General features: G+C 41.9%; 18 protein-coding genes, 1 tRNA gene and 1 pseudogene. 6 read left to right on the forward strand and 14 right to left on the reverse strand.

What is annotated here, in order from left to right; translation table 11 throughout:
* Positions 1 to 497 precede the first annotated feature (497 nt).
* Entirely contained in the window at positions 498 to 1,001 is a 504-nt protein-coding gene (locus tag BKK50_RS01410; RefSeq protein WP_077414622.1) for a single-stranded DNA-binding protein, read from the reverse strand.
* Between the two features lie 154 nt (positions 1,002 to 1,155).
* Here BKK50_RS01410 and uvrA point away from each other — a divergent pair, with 154 nt between their 5' ends.
* Complete coding sequence (gene uvrA / locus BKK50_RS01415) at positions 1,156 to 3,987, forward strand: excinuclease ABC subunit UvrA (protein WP_077414624.1); 2,832 nt, start codon at positions 1,156 to 1,158, stop codon at positions 3,985 to 3,987.
* Between the two features lie 34 nt (positions 3,988 to 4,021).
* Here uvrA and rarD read toward each other — a convergent pair.
* Positions 4,022 to 4,942: pseudogene (rarD, locus tag BKK50_RS01420) on the reverse strand (EamA family transporter RarD).
* A gap of 130 nt (positions 4,943 to 5,072) precedes the next feature.
* Between rarD and BKK50_RS01425 the strand changes: the two are divergent.
* Entirely contained in the window at positions 5,073 to 5,534 is a 462-nt protein-coding gene (locus BKK50_RS01425; protein WP_077414626.1) for an Lrp/AsnC family transcriptional regulator, read from the forward strand.
* 26 nt (positions 5,535 to 5,560) lie between these two features.
* Here BKK50_RS01425 and BKK50_RS01430 read toward each other — a convergent pair whose 3' ends face one another.
* Positions 5,561 to 6,154, reverse strand: a complete 594-nt coding sequence (locus BKK50_RS01430; protein WP_077414628.1) for an XTP/dITP diphosphatase — start codon at positions 6,152 to 6,154, stop codon at positions 5,561 to 5,563.
* Positions 6,151 to 6,900, reverse strand: a complete 750-nt coding sequence (locus BKK50_RS01435) for a 3-deoxy-D-manno-octulosonic acid kinase (RefSeq protein WP_077414630.1) — start codon at positions 6,898 to 6,900, stop codon at positions 6,151 to 6,153. Before BKK50_RS01435 ends, BKK50_RS01430 begins: the two co-directional genes overlap by 4 nt.
* A 77-nt stretch (positions 6,901 to 6,977) precedes the next feature.
* Here BKK50_RS01435 and BKK50_RS01440 point away from each other — a divergent pair, with 77 nt between their 5' ends.
* Positions 6,978 to 8,021 (forward strand): glycosyltransferase family 9 protein, encoded by a 1,044-nt coding sequence (locus BKK50_RS01440; protein ID WP_077414632.1) that lies wholly within the window; start codon positions 6,978 to 6,980, stop codon positions 8,019 to 8,021.
* 46 nt (positions 8,022 to 8,067) lie between these two features.
* Here BKK50_RS01440 and BKK50_RS01445 read toward each other — a convergent pair whose 3' ends face one another.
* On the reverse strand, positions 8,068 to 8,412 hold the full coding sequence (locus tag BKK50_RS01445) for a carboxymuconolactone decarboxylase family protein (protein ID WP_077414634.1): 345 nt from the start codon (positions 8,410 to 8,412) through the stop codon (positions 8,068 to 8,070).
* 204 nt (positions 8,413 to 8,616) lie between these two features.
* On the opposite strand from BKK50_RS01445, the gene BKK50_RS01450 reads away from it, so the two are divergent.
* A complete protein-coding gene (locus BKK50_RS01450) occupies positions 8,617 to 10,467 on the forward strand; it encodes an ABC transporter ATP-binding protein (protein ID WP_077414636.1) in 1,851 nt (616 codons plus the stop codon).
* Between the two features lie 72 nt (positions 10,468 to 10,539).
* On the opposite strand, the gene BKK50_RS01455 is transcribed toward BKK50_RS01450, so the two are convergent.
* Complete coding sequence (locus tag BKK50_RS01455) at positions 10,540 to 11,925, reverse strand: DASS family sodium-coupled anion symporter (RefSeq protein ID WP_077414638.1); 1,386 nt, start codon at positions 11,923 to 11,925, stop codon at positions 10,540 to 10,542.
* A 253-nt stretch (positions 11,926 to 12,178) separates the two neighbouring features.
* Between BKK50_RS01455 and BKK50_RS12410 the strand changes: the two genes are divergently transcribed.
* Positions 12,179 to 12,391, forward strand: a complete 213-nt coding sequence (locus tag BKK50_RS12410) for a hypothetical protein (RefSeq protein WP_143531239.1) — start codon at positions 12,179 to 12,181, stop codon at positions 12,389 to 12,391.
* A gap of 121 nt (positions 12,392 to 12,512) precedes the next feature.
* Here the strand turns inward: BKK50_RS12410 and dusC are convergent, their stop codons facing one another.
* The 5 genes from dusC to dauA form a co-directional block, all read right to left on the reverse strand.
* Positions 12,513 to 13,448 carry a tRNA dihydrouridine(16) synthase DusC gene (gene dusC, locus BKK50_RS01460; protein ID WP_077414640.1) on the reverse strand — a complete coding sequence of 312 codons (936 nt, stop codon included), beginning with the start codon at positions 13,446 to 13,448 and terminating at the stop codon, positions 12,513 to 12,515.
* A gap of 3 nt (positions 13,449 to 13,451) precedes the next feature.
* On the reverse strand, positions 13,452 to 14,321 hold the full coding sequence (djlA, locus tag BKK50_RS01465; RefSeq protein WP_077414642.1) for a co-chaperone DjlA: 870 nt from the start codon (positions 14,319 to 14,321) through the stop codon (positions 13,452 to 13,454).
* 74 nt (positions 14,322 to 14,395) lie between these two features.
* Complete coding sequence (gene pyrE / locus BKK50_RS01470) at positions 14,396 to 15,037, reverse strand: orotate phosphoribosyltransferase (protein WP_077414644.1); 642 nt, start codon at positions 15,035 to 15,037, stop codon at positions 14,396 to 14,398.
* A 9-nt stretch (positions 15,038 to 15,046) separates the two neighbouring features.
* Positions 15,047 to 15,763 carry a ribonuclease PH gene (rph, locus tag BKK50_RS01475; protein WP_077414646.1) on the reverse strand — a complete coding sequence of 239 codons (717 nt, stop codon included), beginning with the start codon at positions 15,761 to 15,763 and terminating at the stop codon, positions 15,047 to 15,049.
* 60 nt (positions 15,764 to 15,823) lie between these two features.
* Positions 15,824 to 17,566 carry a C4-dicarboxylic acid transporter DauA gene (dauA, locus tag BKK50_RS01480; protein WP_077414648.1) on the reverse strand — a complete coding sequence of 581 codons (1,743 nt, stop codon included), beginning with the start codon at positions 17,564 to 17,566 and terminating at the stop codon, positions 15,824 to 15,826.
* 125 nt (positions 17,567 to 17,691) lie between these two features.
* On the opposite strand from dauA, the gene BKK50_RS01485 reads away from it, so the two are divergent.
* Positions 17,692 to 17,781, forward strand: a tRNA-Ser gene (locus BKK50_RS01485).
* 288 nt (positions 17,782 to 18,069) lie between these two features.
* Here BKK50_RS01485 and psiE read toward each other — a convergent pair.
* The 3 genes from psiE to ispB form a co-directional block, all read right to left on the reverse strand.
* On the reverse strand, positions 18,070 to 18,486 hold the full coding sequence (gene psiE, locus BKK50_RS01490; RefSeq protein WP_077414650.1) for a phosphate-starvation-inducible protein PsiE: 417 nt from the start codon (positions 18,484 to 18,486) through the stop codon (positions 18,070 to 18,072).
* An 84-nt stretch (positions 18,487 to 18,570) separates the two neighbouring features.
* Entirely contained in the window at positions 18,571 to 19,296 is a 726-nt protein-coding gene (locus BKK50_RS01495) for an epoxyqueuosine reductase QueH (RefSeq protein ID WP_077414652.1), read from the reverse strand.
* Between the two features lie 24 nt (positions 19,297 to 19,320).
* Positions 19,321 to 20,310, reverse strand: a complete 990-nt coding sequence (ispB, locus tag BKK50_RS01500) for an octaprenyl diphosphate synthase (protein ID WP_077414654.1) — start codon at positions 20,308 to 20,310, stop codon at positions 19,321 to 19,323.
* Positions 20,311 to 20,323: the final 13 nt, after the last annotated feature.

The following is a 20,323-nucleotide window of genomic DNA, read 5'->3' on the forward strand; positions in this document are numbered from 1 at the left end:
AAAACTTGTTACGAATGTCACCGAATTCCTAGGGGGAAATGAAAAACGGTATCTCTCATCCAGGATGGATTTAGCTAATTAGGATATTATCACCATCGCCTATCAAATTGGTTATGCCCGAATTTTGCGTTCGTTAAATGAGGTGTCAAAAAACTTTATCAGCTAAAACAAGATGGTTTTACCGATAATTCATCACGACCAAGATTGTCTATATGGGCTTTAGTGTGGGAGAAAAATGCTAACACGTTCAGATGGTTGACCTTACAGCAGAACAGAAGATTGAGCAAAATAATAGTGTGAAAAGTGCGGTGGGATTTTGAGAAGATTTTTCGAATTTCACAATTTTATAGTTAGCTATCCATAAAAACCTTGAGATCGATCTGTTTTCTTATGGGTATAACCATAAAAAATGCAAAAGAAAGAACCCTTTATTTAATAAAAGGGCTCTCTTGAATATTAAGACTGATATTTTTTACATATTATAAAATATATAGGCGCTAAAACGGAATATCATCATCAAAACCGTCCATTGGGGGTTCGGCCTGTGGTCTTGGTTGCTGTTGGGCCGGGCGGGATGATTGATAGCTGTTGTTAGCATTCGCTTGGTAGCTTGGTTGTGGGCTGCTTTGTGCCATATCCGAAGCGCCATATCCCCCTGCATTTGCGTTACGGCTACCTAACATTTGCATGACATCGCCTTGAATTTCTGTGGTGTAGCGATCTTGCCCATTTTGATCTTGCCATTTGCGGGTACGCAGGCGACCTTCTACATACACTTGCGAACCTTTGCGCAAATATTCGCCACAAATTTCTGCTTGACGGCGATAAAATACGATTCGGTGCCATTCTGTGATTTCACGGCGTTCACCGGTGTTACGATCATTCCAGCTTTCACTGGTTGCGACACTAATATTGGCAACGGCATCACCATTTGGCATGGTACGAACTTCAGGATCATTACCTAAATGACCCACAATAATTACCTTATTAACTCCTGCCATTGAAAAATCCTCATTTTTTATATTAAAAAAGTGCGGTTATTTTGCCTGAAATTTTGCAAAAGATCTATAAGATTTAACTGGATATTTGCACAGATATTGAAATATGCGATAATGCTCGCAATTTTGCAAAAATAATTACCAGTACGAATGATTTATGGAAAATATCGACATTCGTGGGGCAAGAACCCACAATCTTAAAAATATCAATTTAACCATTCCTCGCGATAAACTCATTGTTATCACCGGTCTTTCCGGTTCCGGCAAATCCTCATTAGCGTTTGACACCCTTTATGCGGAAGGGCAACGCCGCTATGTAGAATCCCTTTCTGCCTATGCCCGTCAATTTCTTTCTTTAATGGAAAAACCGGATGTGGATTCCATTGAAGGCTTGTCGCCTGCTATTTCTATCGAACAAAAATCCACCTCCCATAACCCTCGTTCTACGGTGGGGACGATCACGGAAATTTACGATTATCTCCGTCTTCTTTTTGCCCGTGTGGGAGAACCTCGCTGCCCAAATCACGATGTACCGCTAACAGCTCAAACCATCAGCCAAATGGTAGACAAAGTATTAAGTTTGCCTGAAGAATCGAAGATGATGTTGCTTGCGCCGGTGGTGAAAAACCGTAAAGGGGAGCACGTTAAAATCTTAGAAAATATTGCGGCGCAAGGCTATATTCGTGCAAGGATTGATGGCGAGATTTGTGATTTGTCTGATCCACCAAAACTGGAATTACAGAAAAAACATACCATTGAAGTGGTGGTGGATCGTTTCAAAGTGCGGTCAGATTTGAGCTCTCGTTTAGCGGAATCCTTTGAAACGGCATTAGAGCTTTCCGGTGGTACAGCCATTGTGGCGGAAATGGATAATCCAAAAGCGGAAGAACTGGTTTTTTCGGCAAATTTTGCTTGTCCGCACTGTGGGTACTCTGTGCCGGAATTAGAACCTCGTTTGTTTTCGTTTAACAACCCCGCAGGTGCTTGTCCGACCTGTGATGGCTTGGGCGTTCAGCAATATTTCGATGAAACACGCGTGGTGCAAAATCCAAGCATTTCCCTTTCCGGTGGTGCGGTGAAAGGCTGGGATCGCCGTAATTTTTATTATCATCAAATGCTCACTTCCCTTGCAAAACATTATGATTTTGATGTGGATGCACCTTATGAAAGCTTACCGAAAAAAATCCAACACATCATTATGCACGGTTCAGGTAAGGAAGAGATTGAATTTCAATATATGAATGATCGTGGTGATGTGGTTATTCGTAAACATCCTTTTGAAGGCATTTTGAATAATATGGCCCGCCGCTATAAAGAGACGGAGTCTATGTCAGTGCGTGAAGAATTAGCCAAAAACATCAGCAACCGTCCTTGTGCGGATTGTGGCGGTTCACGTTTACGCCCAGAAGCACGAAATGTGTATATCGGGCCGACTAATTTACCCATGATTTCAGAAAAAAGCATTGGTGAAACCCTCGAATTTTTCACCGCCCTTTCATTAACCGGGCAAAAGGCACAGATTGCTGAGAAAATTCTGAAAGAAATTCGAGAGCGTTTACAGTTCTTAGTTAATGTAGGGCTGAATTATCTTTCCCTTTCCCGCTCTGCCGAAACCCTTTCAGGCGGTGAGGCGCAACGAATTCGTCTAGCCAGCCAAATTGGGGCAGGTTTAGTGGGTGTGATGTATGTGTTAGATGAGCCGTCTATCGGGTTGCATCAGCGTGATAATGAACGGCTACTCAATACACTCATCCATTTACGCAATTTGGGTAACACCGTTATTGTGGTGGAACATGATGAAGATGCCATTCGTGCCGCTGATCATATTATTGATATCGGCCCGGGTGCTGGCGTGCACGGCGGACAAGTGATCGCCCAAGGCAATGCACAAGAAATTATGGAAAATACGAATTCTATCACCGGTAAATTCCTATCCGGTGTGGAACAAATTGAAATTCCGAAAAAACGAACCGCACTTGATAAGAAAAAATGGCTAAAACTAAAAGGTGCATCGGGGAATAATTTAAAAAATGTGAATTTAGATATTCCTGTCGGATTGTTCACTTGTATTACCGGCGTATCGGGTTCGGGCAAATCCACGTTGATTAACGACACCCTCTTCCCGCTTGCTCAAAATGCTTTGAACCGTGCCGACAAAACCGACTATGCCCCTTATAAATCCATTGAAGGGCTGGAGCATTTCGATAAAGTCATCGATATTAACCAAAGCCCAATTGGGCGTACGCCACGTTCAAACCCGGCGACCTATACGGGGTTATTCACCCCAATTCGTGAACTTTTTGCCGGTGTACCGGAAGCGCGGGCGAGAGGCTATAACCCAGGGCGTTTTAGTTTTAACGTGCGTGGCGGACGCTGTGAGGCATGCCAAGGCGATGGCGTTATTAAAGTGGAAATGCACTTTTTACCGGATGTGTATGTACCTTGCGATCAATGTAAAGGGAAACGTTATAACCGTGAAACCTTGGAAATTCGCTATAAAGGCAAAACCATCCATCAAGTCTTGGATATGACGGTGGAAGAGGCTCGAGCGTTTTTTGATGCCATTCCAATGATTGCCCGGAAACTGCAAACCCTTATGGATGTGGGGTTATCCTATATCCGTTTGGGGCAATCTTCGACTACTCTTTCCGGCGGGGAGGCGCAACGTGTTAAATTAGCAACCGAGCTTTCCAAACGGGATACGGGGAAAACCCTTTATATTTTAGATGAACCCACCACCGGTTTGCATTTTGCTGATATAAAACAATTGCTTGCCGTGCTTCACCGACTAAGAGATCAAGGCAATACCATTGTGGTGATTGAGCATAATTTAGATGTCATCAAAACCGCCGATTGGATTGTGGATCTCGGCCCTGAAGGGGGAAGCGGAGGCGGACAAATTATCGCCACCGGCACCCCTGAAGAAGTGGCAAAAGTAGAGGGTTCTCACACGGCAAGATTCTTAAAACCCATCTTAGAAAAACGTTAAAAAAACTGACCGCACTTTATTTGCCAAACATCGCTCATTCATTGCTTTTTCCGGCTAAAGTGCGGTTATTTTTATCTCTGTTTTTAATCAAACCATTTCCTCCTAACAAAATCAAACTTGCCCAAATAGGAATATAAGTCAAATAATCAGCCGGGGAAACGGCAGTATCAAGCCAAACTAGGGCGATCAAAAAAAGTAATGCCGGTTCAATATAACTGAGTACCGCAAATAAACTTACCGGAATTTGTTGGCTGGATTTTAAATTTGCAGATAAACCTATCGCACTCACCATACCTAATGCGGGGAGAAGATACCAATAGCGCCATTCATCAGCAATAAGCTGAAAACTATTTCCTTGGTAAATCAAATAGATAGCGCAAGGAATTGAAATCAAGAAAATATCTAAAGCAATACCTTGTAATGCAGGAATCTGCATTTTCTTACGACTGAGATAATAAAACGGATAGACTAAGCAAACCCAGAGGCTTGTCCAAGAAAAACTTTGCGTATGCCAAAGTTCATGAGCAACCCCACAGGCGGCCAGACAAAGGGCTAATTTTTGAATATGGCTCAATGGTTCTTTTAACCATATTCGTCCCAAAATCTCCATCACGAGTGGAAATAGAAAATATCCCATTGCGATATTTACTCCTTCATTATTCACCGGTGCCCACATAAATAACTAAAACTGACTGCCAGCATTGATAGTGCCCAGTAAAAATATCGCCCAACGAGAGAAATGATACCCTAAATTTTCTTTCATCAAACGCAAAATAGCACGATAGCCCACCGTAGGAAAAATGATTAAAGCAAGACAAAATAACATTGCCACCATTCGCCAAGCAAAAACATCTGTACCATTAAGGGGTTGTAGCCACAAACTGAATAAATAAAGCACACCAAATAAACATTGGGAAAGCAAGCAAAGCAGTACACCTTGAGTCATTAATTTCATAGTAAGGATATTCATAATATACGGTATTGAAATTATAGTCAGGTTGCGTGATAAAAATTCTCAATATATGTTGATTTTTGAAAATATTTCTCTTATAAGACTCTAAATGGAAATTTTTTATTATAGGTGAATGATGCCATTAGATAAACTTGATCGTGATTTACTCAATTTATTACAACAAGACTCAACCCTGCCGTTAAAAGAAATTGCGGATAAGGTGAACAGTTCGGTTGCCACTTGCCAACGCCGTATTCAGCTTTTAACCGAAAAAGGGATCATTGCTAAGCAAGTCGCTGTGGTGTCACCTAAAGCAGTAGGCAAAGCGATTTCTGTTTTTGTGATGGTGGAAATGGACAATCAGCACTCTTATTATCAAGAACAATTTGAACGAAAAATGCGTGAAGAATCCGATGTGATGAGTTGTTATGAAATTTCCGGTGACTATGATTTTATGCTGCTTATTCATACATCGGATATGGAAAGCTACCACGCTTTTACTCGTCGTGTACTGACCGGTGAATACCATGTTCGCACCTATAAAAGTTTATTTGTGATGAATTTTACCAAAGCGGAAAGTGGAATTTTATTGTAAAAAGTGCGGTAGTTTTTTCCTGTTTTTTATATGCTCAATTTTGCCTTTAATTCTTGCAAGGCACGGGCTCGGTGAGAGATTTTTTTCTTTTCGCTGGTTTCTAGTTCTGCAAAGGTACAGCCTTGTTCCGGGCTGAAAAATAAGCTGTCGTAACCAAAGCCATTTTCCCCTTTTTCCTCAAAACCAATCATACCTTGGCATTCGCCTTCTGCAATAATCGGGGAGGGATCGGTAGGGTGTTGTAATAACACAATGCAACTGACAAATTTTGCTTGGCGTTTTTCTTGGGGGATAGGAGCGAGTTCTGCCAACAATTTTTGGCGATTTTGGGCATCATTGCCTTCTTCACCGGCATAACGGGCGGAATATAAACCCGGGGCGCCATTTAGCGCATTGACGACTAAACCGGAATCGTCCGCAATGGCCGGTAAACCGGATTTTTCTGCCGCATAACGAGCCTTCAATAAAGCATTTTCTACAAAGGTCAGCCCGGTTTCTTCTGGGCTTTCAATGCCTAAATCTGTTTGGGCGATAACTTCAAATCCGAATGTCGCCAACACATCCGCCATTTCTTTTACTTTTCCTTGGTTGCCGGTGGCAAGTACAATTTTTTGCATTATGGTTTATCCTTTTGGTTGAAATGTTGATGATAACCGAACATAAGCTCTGTCCAGTTTTGTTCTGTAAATTGGATTTTCATTCTTTCGGTTTCTTTCATAAAAGAGCGGTGTAAACGGTTTAAGTTTTCCGCTTTCCAAAAATCGCCCGATTTTTCACCGCACTTATCAAAATCCAACAGCCAACATTTTTGTGCTTGTTCCGTATTTTGAACAAGAATGTTGTGAGCGTTAAGATCCGTATGGCAGATTTGTAGATCGTGTAGCTGGCGAATCAACCCACCGATTTGTTGCCAGGTTTTATCAGAAAGAGATTGGTTTTGTAGAAGTGCGGTTAAATCCTGCGCATTTTCAATTTTTTCGGTGAGGATATCGGCTTGATAGCAAACGCCGATTTTGCCTTTTTTTATGTGTGCTCCAATCGGTTTAGGCACCGGCAAGCCTGCTTCATACAAGCGTTGTAATAAGGAAAATTCTGCGAAACTGCGTGTTTGGGAAAGGGTTGAAAACGTGTAACGATCTTTATTAAATTTTCCCCATAATCCGCCCCGATAATAATGACGCAGTGCACAATTTACGCCAAACCAATCCTGTGTTGCCAAAAAATAAGTGGTTCCCCGCCCTTTTGCTGAACCAAGGATACGCTGCTGTGCTTGCCAAAATGAGGGATCAAAAAACTGATGTTGTTGCTTAAAAGTGCGGTCAAAATTAAAGATAAAAAATTGGTTATCTTGTTGGAACTCAAGCATTTTAGATGGATTGAATGATAGAAAATGCCCTCATTCTACTTTAAAATAACGGCAATTTAAACGAGAAAGGAACCGCTATGCCGCTTTTTACTGAAGCGCCAACCTCACTTTGTATTCTTCGTCTTTCAGCCGTGGGAGATGTGTGCCATGCCCTTGCCGTGGTGCAACATATTCAGGCGTACTATCCACAGACCAAAATCACTTGGATTGTGGGAAAAACAGAAGCAGCCTTGTTAGAAGGCATACCGAACGTGAAGTTGCTTCCTTATGATAAAAAAACGGGCTGGAGGGGCATTTTTTCCTTATGGAAACAGCTTAAACATACTCATTTTGATGCCCTTTTGAATATGCAAACCGCATTTCGTGCTTCTATGCTTTCTTTAGGGATTAAAGCCAAATATAAAATTGGGTTTGGGCAAAAACGTTCTCGTGAGGGGCAATGGCTTTTTGTCAATCGGCGAGTGAGGGATCCTAAATCACCTCATGTGTTAGATGGTTTTATGGCATTTGCTGAATATATTGGTGTGCCGCAATCCATCGCCTCTTGGCATTTGGCTATTTCACAGCAAGATCGACAATTTGCAGAGCAATTTATTGATCCGACCCGTAAGAATTTATTAATTTCCCCTTGTTCCAGTAAAGCAGAAAAAGATTGGTTAGTTGAACGTTATGCGGAAGTAGCCAATATCGCTAATCAACATAATGTGAATGTGATTTTTTGTAGTTCTCCAGCAAAAAGGGAGTTGGAAATGGTGGAAAAAATAACCGCACTTTGCGATTTTACGCCAGCCAATGCTGCAGGAAAAACGAACTTAAAACAACTGGCGGCATTGATTGCGAAAGTGGATCTTGTTCTTTCACCGGATTCCGGTCCTGCTCATATTGCCACCACACAAGGCACACCGGTGATAGGGTTGTATGCCTATCACAATCCATTGCGTACCGCTCCCTATAATAATAGGGAAAATGTGGTATCAGTCTATGAAGAAAATGTACAAAAAGAATTTGGCAAACCTTCTTCTGAATTGCCTTGGGCAACAAAATTGAAAGGGAAGAATTTGATGGCGGAAATTCAAGTGGAAGAGGTGATTACACAGATGGAAAAATTGCATTTGTGGTAATTAAAACTGGCGTTTAATGAACGCCAGTGGAGGAAAAGGGGAAAATTTATTCCCCTTTTTGTACATTGAAAGCTTCTAATGCGCGTAAAGAGTAGGTATAAGCCGCACCGGCATTGAGTGCAATAGACATGGCTAATGCAGCAGACACTTCTTCTTCCGTCGCACCGGCTTTTACCGCTTCTTCGGCATGAACGCTAATACAGCTTTCGCAGCGGGTTGTCACCGCCACAGCCAATGCAATGAGTTCACGGGTTTTGGCATCCAGTACATTTTCTTCAGCCGCTGCTGCACCTAATGCTTGATAGGCTTGCAACATTTTCGGGTGTTTTTTGCCAAGCTCGCCAAATGATTTTTTAACGTGTGAAGTGTGTTCTTTCCAATCGGTAAACATGATATTTTCTCCTAGAATATAAGGGGATGATGAATTGGGGAAAACCATTGTCTAATAATAGGCAGGCTGATATTTCCCATGGTTATAGCCAACGTATAATGGACGATTTAATGTCATTGTGCAATGTAAATTGCGTTTTTTTTACGCTATAATGTAACGGTTTTGAAGGCAACCTATGTTGCCTTTTGTTTTTAAGGAAATCTTATGTTCGATAAAATTTTTTCATGGTTTGAAAACCGTTTAAATCCTTATCCGGAAAGCAATCCGACAACACCGGAAAAAGGCTTATTCCGTTTTATTTGGTCGAGTATTGACGGGATGAAAGGCTGGATTTTCCTGCTGGCGATTTTAACGGTTGGTACCGGTATTATGGAAGCATTGCTCTTCCAATTTATGGGCTTGTTGGTCGATTGGCTTGGCGCTTATAGCCCGGCGACCTTATGGCAAGAAAAAGGGCATTTGCTGATCGGAATGGCGGCACTCCTGTTACTCAGCATTGTGTGGTCTTTTATTGGCGTGAATGTTCGACTGCAAACCTTGCAAGGGGTTTTCCCAATGCGATTGCGTTGGAATTTCCACCGTTTAATGCTTGGGCAAAGTTTGAGTTTCTATCAAGATGAGTTTGCCGGCCGGGTTTCTGCCAAAGTGATGCAAACCGCCCTGGCTGTGCGGGATACGGTGATGACAATTGCCGATATGTTGGTTTATGTGGCGGTATATTTTATTACCTCAGGGTTGGTTTTAGCGGCGTTAGATATTTGGTTCTTATTGCCTTTTGCGATTTGGATTGTTCTGTTTATCACGATCTTGAAATTGCTTATTCCTCGTTTGGCAAAAACCGCCGAGCGTCAAGCGGATGCCCGCTCTTTGATGACAGGGCGTGTCACCGATGCTTATTCTAATATTGCCACGGTAAAATTGTTCTCTCATGGCTCTCGTGAAGCGGCTTATGCGAAACGATCAATGGAAGAGTTTATGGTGACAGTGCATGCACAAATGCGTCTTGCCAGTTCTCTTGATACCTTAACTTATGCCAGCAACATTTTCTTAACCCTTAGCACGGCAATATTAGGGGTGATTTTATGGCAGAATGGGCAGGTAGGCGTAGGCGCTATTGCCACTGCTACCGCTATGGCATTGCGAGTGAATGGGCTATCCCGTTGGATTATGTGGGAATCGGCACGGCTATTTGAAAATATCGGTACAGTAAATGACGGCATGGCGACACTGACAAAACCACACACTATTGTGGATAAACCAAATTGTCCGCCACTGCAGGTTAAACAAGGGGAAATCAAATTTAATGATATTACCTTTGCTTATGATCCGACAAAACCGCTCTTAAATCATTTTAATCTCACCATTAAACCGGGAGAAAAAGTAGGGTTAATTGGGCGTTCCGGTGCGGGTAAATCCACCATTGTGAACCTCTTACTACGTTTTTATGAGGCTCAGCAAGGAACGATTACGATTGATGGACAAAATGTACTGGATGTGCAGCAAGAAAGTTTGCGTAGCCAGATTGGTTTGGTGACACAGGATACTTCGTTACTCCACCGTTCTGTGCGTGACAATATTATTTATGGTCGCCCAAATGCAACGGATGAAGAAATGAAATGGGCAGCAGAGCGTGCCGAAGCAGCGGATTTCATTCCATTTTTGACTGATGCTCAAGGCAGAACCGGCTATGATGCTCATGTGGGTGAACGTGGTGTTAAACTCTCCGGCGGTCAACGTCAGCGTATAGCCATTGCCCGAGTGATGTTGAAAGATGCCCCGATTTTGTTGCTTGATGAGGCGACCAGTGCATTGGATTCAGAAGTGGAAGTGGCAATCCAAGAAAGCCTTGATAAGATGATGGAAAATAAAACGGTGATTGCCATTGCCCATCGTTTATCTACCATTGCTGCAATGGACCGTCTCATTGTGTTAGACAAAGGGCAAATTGTGGAGCAAGGCACACACAGTGAATTGCTTGAACAAAATGGCTTGTATGCCAAACTTTGGAAACACCAAAGTGGTGGCTTTTTAAGTAGCCATGAACATTTGGATTAAGGGCTAAAACAAAAAGAAAAACGACCGCACTTGGAGCAAAGTGCGGTCGTTTTTTTATCGTGTTTTTTCTGGTTAGTTCAGCCAGAAGAAATAGCCGAATGTAGCAATCACAAAGACACAGATGACATTTAATACGAAACCGGCTCGTACCATCTCACTTTGTTTAACTTGACCGCTGCCAAATACAATTGCATTAGGTGGGGTTGCCACCGGCAACATAAATGCACAAGAAGCCCCTAAACCGATAATTAATGCAAGACCAATTTCAGGTATACCGAGGGATTGGGCGATAGAAATAAAGATCGGAACAAGCAAGGCTGCACTGGCGGTATTGGAAGTAAATTCCGTTAAGAAAATAATAAATGTGGCGACCAATAAACCAATTAAATAGTAATGTTGCCCTTGAACGAGGAAAACAATACCGTCTGCGAGAATTTTGCTGGCACCAGAATCTTTTAATACGGCACTTAATGTTAAACCACCACCAAAGAGCATTAATACGCCCCAATCGGTATTGTCTTGAATTTGTTTCCAACTCGCCACACCGGTTGCACAGATAACAATCGCAGCAAGTAAAGCGACAACACTGTCAAAACTGGCAATTTTTTTAGGCAGACCTAATAGTTCGGAAATGAGTGGATTAATTTTACCGCTAAATACCCAACATAAAGCGATAAATACGAAAATTACCAAGGTTAAAATCCGCTGTGAATTCATTTCAATTTTTTCAAAAGATTGTTCAAAACGGTAGTTAAGTTTCGGTTTGAATACAATGAAAAGCGTGCCGATCATTAAAGGTAGTGAGATCAACACTATGGGTAAGCCGTACCAAAGCCAATCTGAGAAAGTGAGATGTAAATTACTGGCGACAATCGCATTTGGCGGGCTACCTACCAGGGTTCCCATTCCACCAATACTCGCACTATAGGCAATCCCTAATAAAACGAAAACATAAGTATTATGTTCTTTTTCACGATCCATATTACTTAAAATACCCATTGCTAGCGGTAACATCATCGCAGCAGTTGCGGTATTACTCATCCACATTGAAAGGAAGGCGGTGATGAGAAAAAGGTAAATCACTGCAATAAAAAGATTTCCTTTCGCAAGCGCCATAATTTTATTGGCAATCATTCTATCCAGTTTTTGCATATGTAATGCTGTTGCCAATGCAAATCCACCAAAGAACAAGAATATTGTCGGGTCAGCAAAGGCAGACAACGCTTGTTTTGTCGTCACCAAGTCTAATGAAATTGCGAGCAACGGTACGAGTAATGCGGTAATGGTGACGTGTAATGCTTCGCTTAGCCAAAGCACTGCAATAAAGGCTAATAATGCAAGTCCTGCATTTTCCTTTGGTGCAAAAGGTAGGAATTTTAATAGAACAAAAAAGAGAAGAATGTCTGCGAGGAATATCATTCCGTTTTTATGATTTTTAAGTGAAGATGCTGCGTTCATAAAACCCTCTACGTTTTTTAATCAAATGAACAGAAGTTTATGTTAAATGAATGTTATTAACTTGCAATGAGTAAAATTCAAAAATGTGATCGAGTGCAAAGATTTTGATAAAAAAACTGTGGTTAAAGAGAACCGGATCAAAAATGTTATTGACGATTTAACTTTGGTACATCAAAAACACAGTGAAAATAGAATAAAAGTGGTATGGAATTCGGATTAGAAACCATATCTTTCTGTGTTTTGCAATTGATTGATGAATTATTCAAATTTAAAGTGCGGTCAAATTTGTCCCTATTTTTGTTTGCTATTTATTCTCCAATCCCTACCGGCGGATAGATGGTATAAAGAAGGTATTCCCCTTTACGATGCAAACAATAAATGGGCTAAATGTACTTATGATGTCGATATGAATAAAGTGGATGTTACAGAAAGAAATTCTCTTATCGTAAGCTGTATAAAAGGCTGACGGTTACTACTATCGTTCCAAGCCTGGAAAGAGAAAGTGAAAAACCTGCAAGATAAAGGATGATATATTAAACAATAGTTAAAGAACAAACCCCGATACATCAAGTATCGGGGTTTAGAGATTAAACCACTTGCGCTAATTTTAGCCGTAAATCTTCAGCGGTTTGACAGGTTTTAATTTTTTCAAAAATGACATTTGCCTCGTCGTATTCTTTATTCAAATAACGTAACCATTGTTTAATGCGTGCCACATGGTAAAAACCGGAATCGTGAAAGTTTTCCATTTCGGCGTATTTTTGTAATAATTTTTGAATATCTACCCAAGGCATTTTGGTGGTGTTTGATTTGAGTACATGGCTTAAATTTGGAATGTTTAATGCACCACGTCCCACCATTAAAGCTTGGCAGCCGGTGATGGCAAGGCAATGTTGTCCGTCTTGCCAATGCCAGATTTCTCCGTTTGCAATCACCGGAATGGAAAGATGTTTACGGATTTCTCCAATTTTTTCCCAATTGATGCGATCCGCACGATAGCCATCAGCTTTGGTGCGACCATGCACGGTGATCTCTGTTGCCCCGCCTTGTTGAACGGCATCGGCAATTTCCATTGCTTGGGAAACATCATCCCAGCCCAACCGCACTTTTACACTCACCGGAGAGGATAGGGGGATGGCTTTCCGTAAAGCCTGTGTTGCACGATAAATTAATTCCGGTTGTTTGAGTAAGGCAGCTCCGCCGTGGCTACCATTTACGGTTTTAGAAGGACAACCACAATTAAAATCAATACCGTGCGAACCTAGGTTAATAGCTCGGAGGGCATTTTCGGCTAAGTAATCGGGATGCTGCCCGAGTAATTGCACCCGAACCGCAGTTCCTGAGGGGGTGAAACCTCGATTTTTGAGTTCAGGGCATAAACGATGAAACACCTTTTCAGGCAGGCATTGATCAACCACACGGATAAATTCCGTAATACATAAATCGTAATCGTTAATTTCAGTGAGAAGCTGGCGTACGAACGGATCCAGTACGCCTTGCATAGGGGCGAGAATGACACGCACGTTTTATTTCCAGCCTTTTGATTTGCAAATCAAATCATAAGCGGCTTGGATTTGTTGTGCTTTTTCTTTTGCCATTTCCATCATTTCAGGCGGTAGCCCTTTCGCCACAAGTTTATCAGGGTGGTGTTCATTCATTAAGCGGCGATAGGCTCGTTTGACGGTATTACGATCATCGGATTCACTCACACCGAGTACGTTATAAGCATCGTTTAAAGTCGGACCGGAAGTGTGTTGGTGTGTCCCATGATTTTGTTGATATTCATAGTTGCCACGTTGTTGATAAGCACCTTGTTGATATTGCCGATAAAAACCGCCTTGAGTAAACGCTCGTGCAGCCATTTCCATCGCGATCATTTGCTCAAATTGCATACGTGAAAGTCCGAGTTCTTCCGCAATTACATAAAGCACTTCTTTTTCTCCTTCGTGTAATTGTGCATCTAAAAACGCGGCTTGCACCTGCACATGTAAGAACATCCGCAATAAATCGGTGCGTTGTCCGCAACCAATGCGGAATTCACGAATGACTTGGCGAATAGGGAAATCCGTTTCTTTACCTCGGCGGAAAGCATCTTGAGCAAGACGACGACCTTGATCGTCTAATTTCATCTGTGCCATTAATTGGTTAGCCAGTTGAATATCTTCTTCCGTTACTCGGCCTTTGGCTTTACTCAAATGCCCCAATACGGCAAAGGTGGTTTGCATAAAAAGGGCTTGGCGTGTGGTTTTTCGATTGAAAAAGCTCGAATTGACTGCCCCTAGCTCATAGAGTTTTTTATCTGCAATTGAGCCTAAAATCAGTCCGGCAATCGCCCCAAAGAATCCCCCGATTTTCCAGCCAATCAATACGCCTAAAATTTTTCCAATAAAATTCATACTTTCCCTCTAAAAAGTGCGGTTGTTTTTTGCCGTGTTTTTTTAAATAGCGACAAAGATCGATTTATCCAGTTTTATACGCCAAACTCTGCTCGGTAAGCGTGCATTGCGCTCAAATGAGAGCGATAGTTTGGATCTTGCTCAATAAACTGCATTAAATCGTCTAAATCAATAATGGATAAGACACGGCATTGGTAATCTCGTTCCACTTCTTGGATAGCGGAAAGTTCGCCTTTGCCACGTTCTTTACGATTTAAGGCAATGAATACGGCAGCAAGTTCGGCATAATTAGCGTTGATGAGTTCCATGGATTCACGAATCGCTGTGCCTGCGGTGATCACATCATCGACTAATAAAATTTTGCCTTGCAGTGGGCTACCGATTAAATTGCCACCTTCACCGTGATCTTTGGCTTCTTTGCGATTAAAGCAGACCGGTTTATCCAGGTTGTAACGGTTAAACAATGCCACAGAAACGGTGGTGCCAATAGGGATCCCTTTGTAAGCCGGGCCAAAAATGACATCAAAATCGACCGCACTTGCTTGAATCGCAGCCGCATAAAATTCGCCCAAACGGGCTAAATCTGCGCCGGTATTGAATAATCCGGCATTAAAGAAATACGGACTTTTACGTCCTGATTTCAAGGTGAACTCGCCAAATTTCAATACCTGACGGCTTAAGGCAAATTCAATAAAATCACGTTTATATTGTTCCATGTTTTATCCTTATAAGCCTAGGGCTTCACGTTGTGCGACAAAAATTTGTTGGCAACCTTGTTTGGCTAATGCTAATAAAATGAGTAATTCTTCATGGCTGAAAGGTTCACCCTCTGCCGTGCCTTGGACTTCGATCATTCTGCCGTCTTCCATCATCACCACATTCATATCTGTTTCGGCGGCTGAATCTTCAATATATTCTAAATCACACACTGCTTCTCCCTCCACAATTCCCACGGAAATGGCTGAAACCAAGGCTTTTATCGGATTGGTTTTTAAACTCCCGTTTTCCATTAATCCGTTAATAGCATCACATAAAGCGACTGCTGCACCGGTAATTGAAGCGGTGCGAGTGCCGCCATCGGCTTGAATGACATCACAGTCTAAGGTGATGGTGCGTTCACCCAGTGCGTTTAAATCGACCATGGCACGCAAAGAACGGGCGATTAAACGTTGAATCTCTAAGGTTCTCCCCCCTTGTTTGCCTTTTGCCGCCTCTCGTGGCATACGGCTGTGGGTAGAGCGTGGCAACATACCGTATTCAGCTGTTACCCAACCTTGATTTTGACCTTTCAGGAAACGGGGGACTGTTTCTTCCACACTGGCGGTGCAAAGCACTTTGGTTTCGCCAAATTCGACCAAAACCGAACCTTCCGCATGTTTCGTATAATGGCGGGTAATTTTAATTGGGCGGGGTTGATGATTCTCTCGATTATTCGGGCGCATTGAAAATTCCTTTGTTTGTTAATAAAAAAGCGCACTATTCTAGCACGCTTTTGTTTTTCATTATGAGTTAACACGCTGAAAATCACGAATTTTATTAAAAGTTTCTTTTAAATCCGTAGCAAAATTAATTTTTTGTATTTCCGGTGTGGTGTTTGATTTCACTAACATTCTCAAAGGTTGAAATTGCATATTGCATAAGTAAAGTTGCTGATGGGGCAGCATATGTTGCACAAAACGGGTGAGGGCGTGAATTCCGCCTGTATCTAACACGGTCACCGCATCGCACTGTAAGACAATATGCTTGATTTCGTGATCTGTATGCACGGTTTTATTATGTAAATCTGCAAATAATTTATCTGCGGCTGCAAAAAATAAAGGTCCACTGATGCGATAAACCAATACATCATTCAGATCTTCCGGTGCGTTATGCTCAATGGCTTTCGTCATTTCGGCTATGGTGCGGATAAAAAGTAGGCTGGCGAGCAATACACCCACACTGATTGCAATCACCATATCAAACAATACAGTCAAAATTAAACAGGTGAATAATACTGCGATTTCATTTTTGCTGGAGCGGCGGGCAAGGGTAATGATTTCCTGTACACTTGCCATATTCCATGCCACCACTAAAAGCAGGGCGGCCATTGATGAAAGCGGTAAATAAGAAAGGGCTTGAGCAAAAAGTAATAAGGCAAATAACACTAAAAGGGCGTGTACCACACTGGCAATGGGCGAAACCGCACCGGATTTAACATTGGCGGTGGAGCGGGCAATCGCTGCGGTTGCGGTAATACCACCAAAAAAGGGCGAAACGATATTGCCTAAACCTTGAGCCAATAATTCATTATTGGAATGGTGTTTGGTGTCTGTCATATTGTCTAGCACCACAGCACAAAGGAGGGATTCTATCGCCCCCAATACTGCCATCGAAAATGCCGCAGGCAACAAGGCCTGCAAGCTATCAAAATTCCATTGAACCACTTCCCCTTGTGCATTGGGCACATTCCACGGCAAGACAAAATCGGGCAATACATTGGGAATACCTTGTCCTATCGTGCCATCCGGTAAGGTATATTGGAAAGCAGAGCCGATGGTTTGAACATGAAAACCAAAATACTGTAAAACTAATGCAATAAGGGTTCCAATTATCACCGCAGGTAAATGCCCCGGTATGGCGAGGCGTAATTTATACCATTGGGTCAAAACCAACAACGTGGTGAGGCCTACCAACGTATCAGACCAATTTATTGTGGGAAGTGCGGTCAAAATCGCTTGAATTTTTTCCAAATAATGAGCCGGCATTTGTTCAATCGTCAAACCGAGAAAATCTTTAATTTGAAGTGTTCCAATTGTAATACCAATACCACAGGTAAAACCGAGGGTAACCGGCAGAGGGATATATTCAATGAGGCGACCGAGACGGAATAATGCCATTAAAATTAAGATCACACCGGAAAGTAGGGTTGCCATCAGCAAACCACTTAAACCAAATTGCTGGGTAACGGGATATAAAATCACCACAAAAGCCGCAGTGGGGCCGGAAACATTAAAACGTGAGCCACCGGTTAGGGCGATGATTATGCCTGCAATAATGGCGGTGTAAAGCCCATGTTGTGGTGGCACACCGCTGGCAATCGCTAATGCCATGGAAAGCGGAATCGCAATCACGCCCACGGTTAAACCCGCAATAATATCCCGAATCAATGATTTTTTCGTATAACCAAGGCGAAATGAATCCTTCAATGCGCTGAAAGGCTTGACAGCTAAAAACACATTTTTGGAAAACAATGATTTAATGTGCATAAAAAAACGACAGAAAGTGAATAAAATGTCACTATTTTAGCGAAAATTTAAGAAGATTTTTATGTTCTAGCTCAAAAAACTTGACTAAGGCGGTTCAAATCTTTATAGTTTGCCCACCTCAACACGGTGAGATGTCCGAGTGGTTGAAGGAGCACGCCTGGAAAGCGTGTATGTGCGAAAGTGCATCGGGGGTTCGAATCCCCCTCTCACCGCCAGAACCCAATTCATCAACGTTCACCAACGTTCATTTCAGATAAAAATTCATTAATATTTCAATGAGTTACTATTCATTAATGTTTATTTCTGCCTGATTGCTCATAGTCACTTGGATCCCTTACTGTTTAATGCTTTTTAGCTAGGAGCGAAAAATGCGACTCATTATTTGTTATGTGATTAGTTCTTAACTTTTAAAGAAGGCGTTATGTTCCCATGTGCTCATTTTTTGATTTCATTCGACTTGACCTAACTTAAAAATACACGATAGTTGTTGTGTATTTCCAATTCTAGAAATTCCTTAATTTATTGGAATAAAGCACTAAACAGAGTGCAATCACCATAATCAATATTGCACCGGCAAATAGAAGTGTATCTACTGCATTCTCATGACTGACGATAATTAAACGGAGCATCGCCGTTATACCGGCATAAATGAAATAACGTAGTGGAAAATGATAGCCGCTTTTAAAATATTGAACAATTAAGCCGATAAAGCCGAAATACAAGAAAAACATAACGGCTTGTTCTGCTAGTGCGTAAGGCACAACAGTAGAGGGGTTTATTACCATCAAGGCAAGAGAGTAGGTGATTTTGACCAAAGCAATAATCAAAACAATAGAAAGGGCAATAAGCGCTGTGCTTAATATGTATTTGAGTATGTTAATGACAAATGTCGGTAATTTTTCTAATTGATTCTCTTCCATTTTTTCCTTCATTTATTTTCAATAAAAAGTATGGATAGGCTAACCATTCATTGGGAAAAGTGCGGTCATTTTTTCTTGTCTTTTTTAGTCCGGGGAATAATAAAGTTTGCCGATTTCAATTTTCTGGCGTCCTGTTTCTTCACGCCATTTATTGCTATCTCTCAATGAATAAACGCAACCACAGTATTCTTGTTGGTAAAAACGTTCACGTTTGCTGATTTCAATCATTCGTTGAGAGCCGCCTTCTTTACGCCAGTTGTAATCCCAGTAAATGACATCGTCGTATTTTTCTGCCGCTCGGTGACCACAACCGTTAATTTGGTTCATATCCTTCCAACGGGAAATCCCCAAGCAGCTGGTGAATACCGGAAAACCGTGTTCGTGAGCATATTCTGCCGCTTTTTCAAAACGCATATCAAAACACATGGTGCAGCGAATGCCTCGCTCTGGTTCCCATTCCATTCCTTTGGCTCGGTCGAACCAGTTTTGTCGGTCGTAGTCGGCATCAATAAAGGGGATACCAAATTTTTTAGCAAAACGAATATTTTCTTCTTTTCGAATTAAATATTCTTTTAATGGATGAATATTGGGATTATAGAAATAAATCGTAAATTCAATTCCGGAGGCTAAAATGGCTTCCATCACTTCTCCGGAACAAGGTGCACAACAAGAGTGAAGTAGTAGTCTGTTATGTCCATTGGGGAGCTCCAGTTTTTTACGAATAAAAGGCGCATTGGGATCTTTACGCCCTTTTTTACTGTGAGAACGCGGTATCGGTTGGATATCCGCGAGAGATTGATCATTATTCATAAAGTGATTTCAAATTGTAAGTGGTTAGTAATTTCTATCAACAGATAAATAAGCTAAAGAAATTAATGCTTGTTTGTATTCACTTTCCGGCAGGACAGAAAGGGCATCAACGGCTTTTTGCGCCTCTTGTTTTGCCCTTGCCATGGCATAGTCTAGGGATTGATATTCCGCCATGATGGCTAATACATCATCAATAATTTCACGTTTTCCGCCTTGTTCAATGGCATCACGAATGAGGGCGGCTTGTTGCGCATTGCCGTGACGCATCGCATGTAATAAAGGCAATGTCGGTTTGCCTTCGGCTAAATCATCCCCCACATTTTTACCAAGGGCTTGGGCATTGGCACTGTAATCTAATACATCATCCACCAGTTGGAATGCGGTGCCAAGATAACGCCCGTAATCCTGTAAGGCCTTTTCTTGTGTTTCTGTCGCTCCGGCAACAATTGCAGCAGCTTGTCCTGCCACTTCAAATAAACGGGCGGTTTTGCTATAAATCACCCGCATATAATTCGCTTCGCTGGTTTCCGGATCGTTGACATTCATTAATTGTTGCACTTCCCCTTCCGCCAGCACATTTGTGGCATCTGCCATAATGCGGAGAATTTTCAACGATTCAAGTTGTGCAACAAGTTGGAAGGCACGGGTATAAATGAAATCTCCAACTAATACACTTGCTGCATTGCCAAATTCGGCATTCGCTGTGGCACGCCCTCGGCGCATATCGGATTCATCAACCACATCATCATGTAATAAAGAAGCGGTATGGATAAATTCAACAAAGGTTGCACAAGTGATCACTTGCGATCCTTCAAATCCCAAAGCACGGGCAGCAAGCACGGCAATCAACGGTCGGATCCTTTTTCCGCCACCTTGAACAATATAAAAACCAAGCTGATTAATTAACGCCACGTCAGAATTGAGTTGGGCAAGAATGTGCTGATTGACTTTTTGCATATCCGAATCGACTAATTGCTGAATGGTATGCATCGTCATGAGATCTTGTTTTTCCATTGCTTATCGTTGA

Origin of the sequence: Rodentibacter rarus (genome assembly GCF_001998965.1) — a bacterium.
GTDB lineage: Bacteria > Pseudomonadota > Gammaproteobacteria > Enterobacterales > Pasteurellaceae > Rodentibacter > Rodentibacter rarus.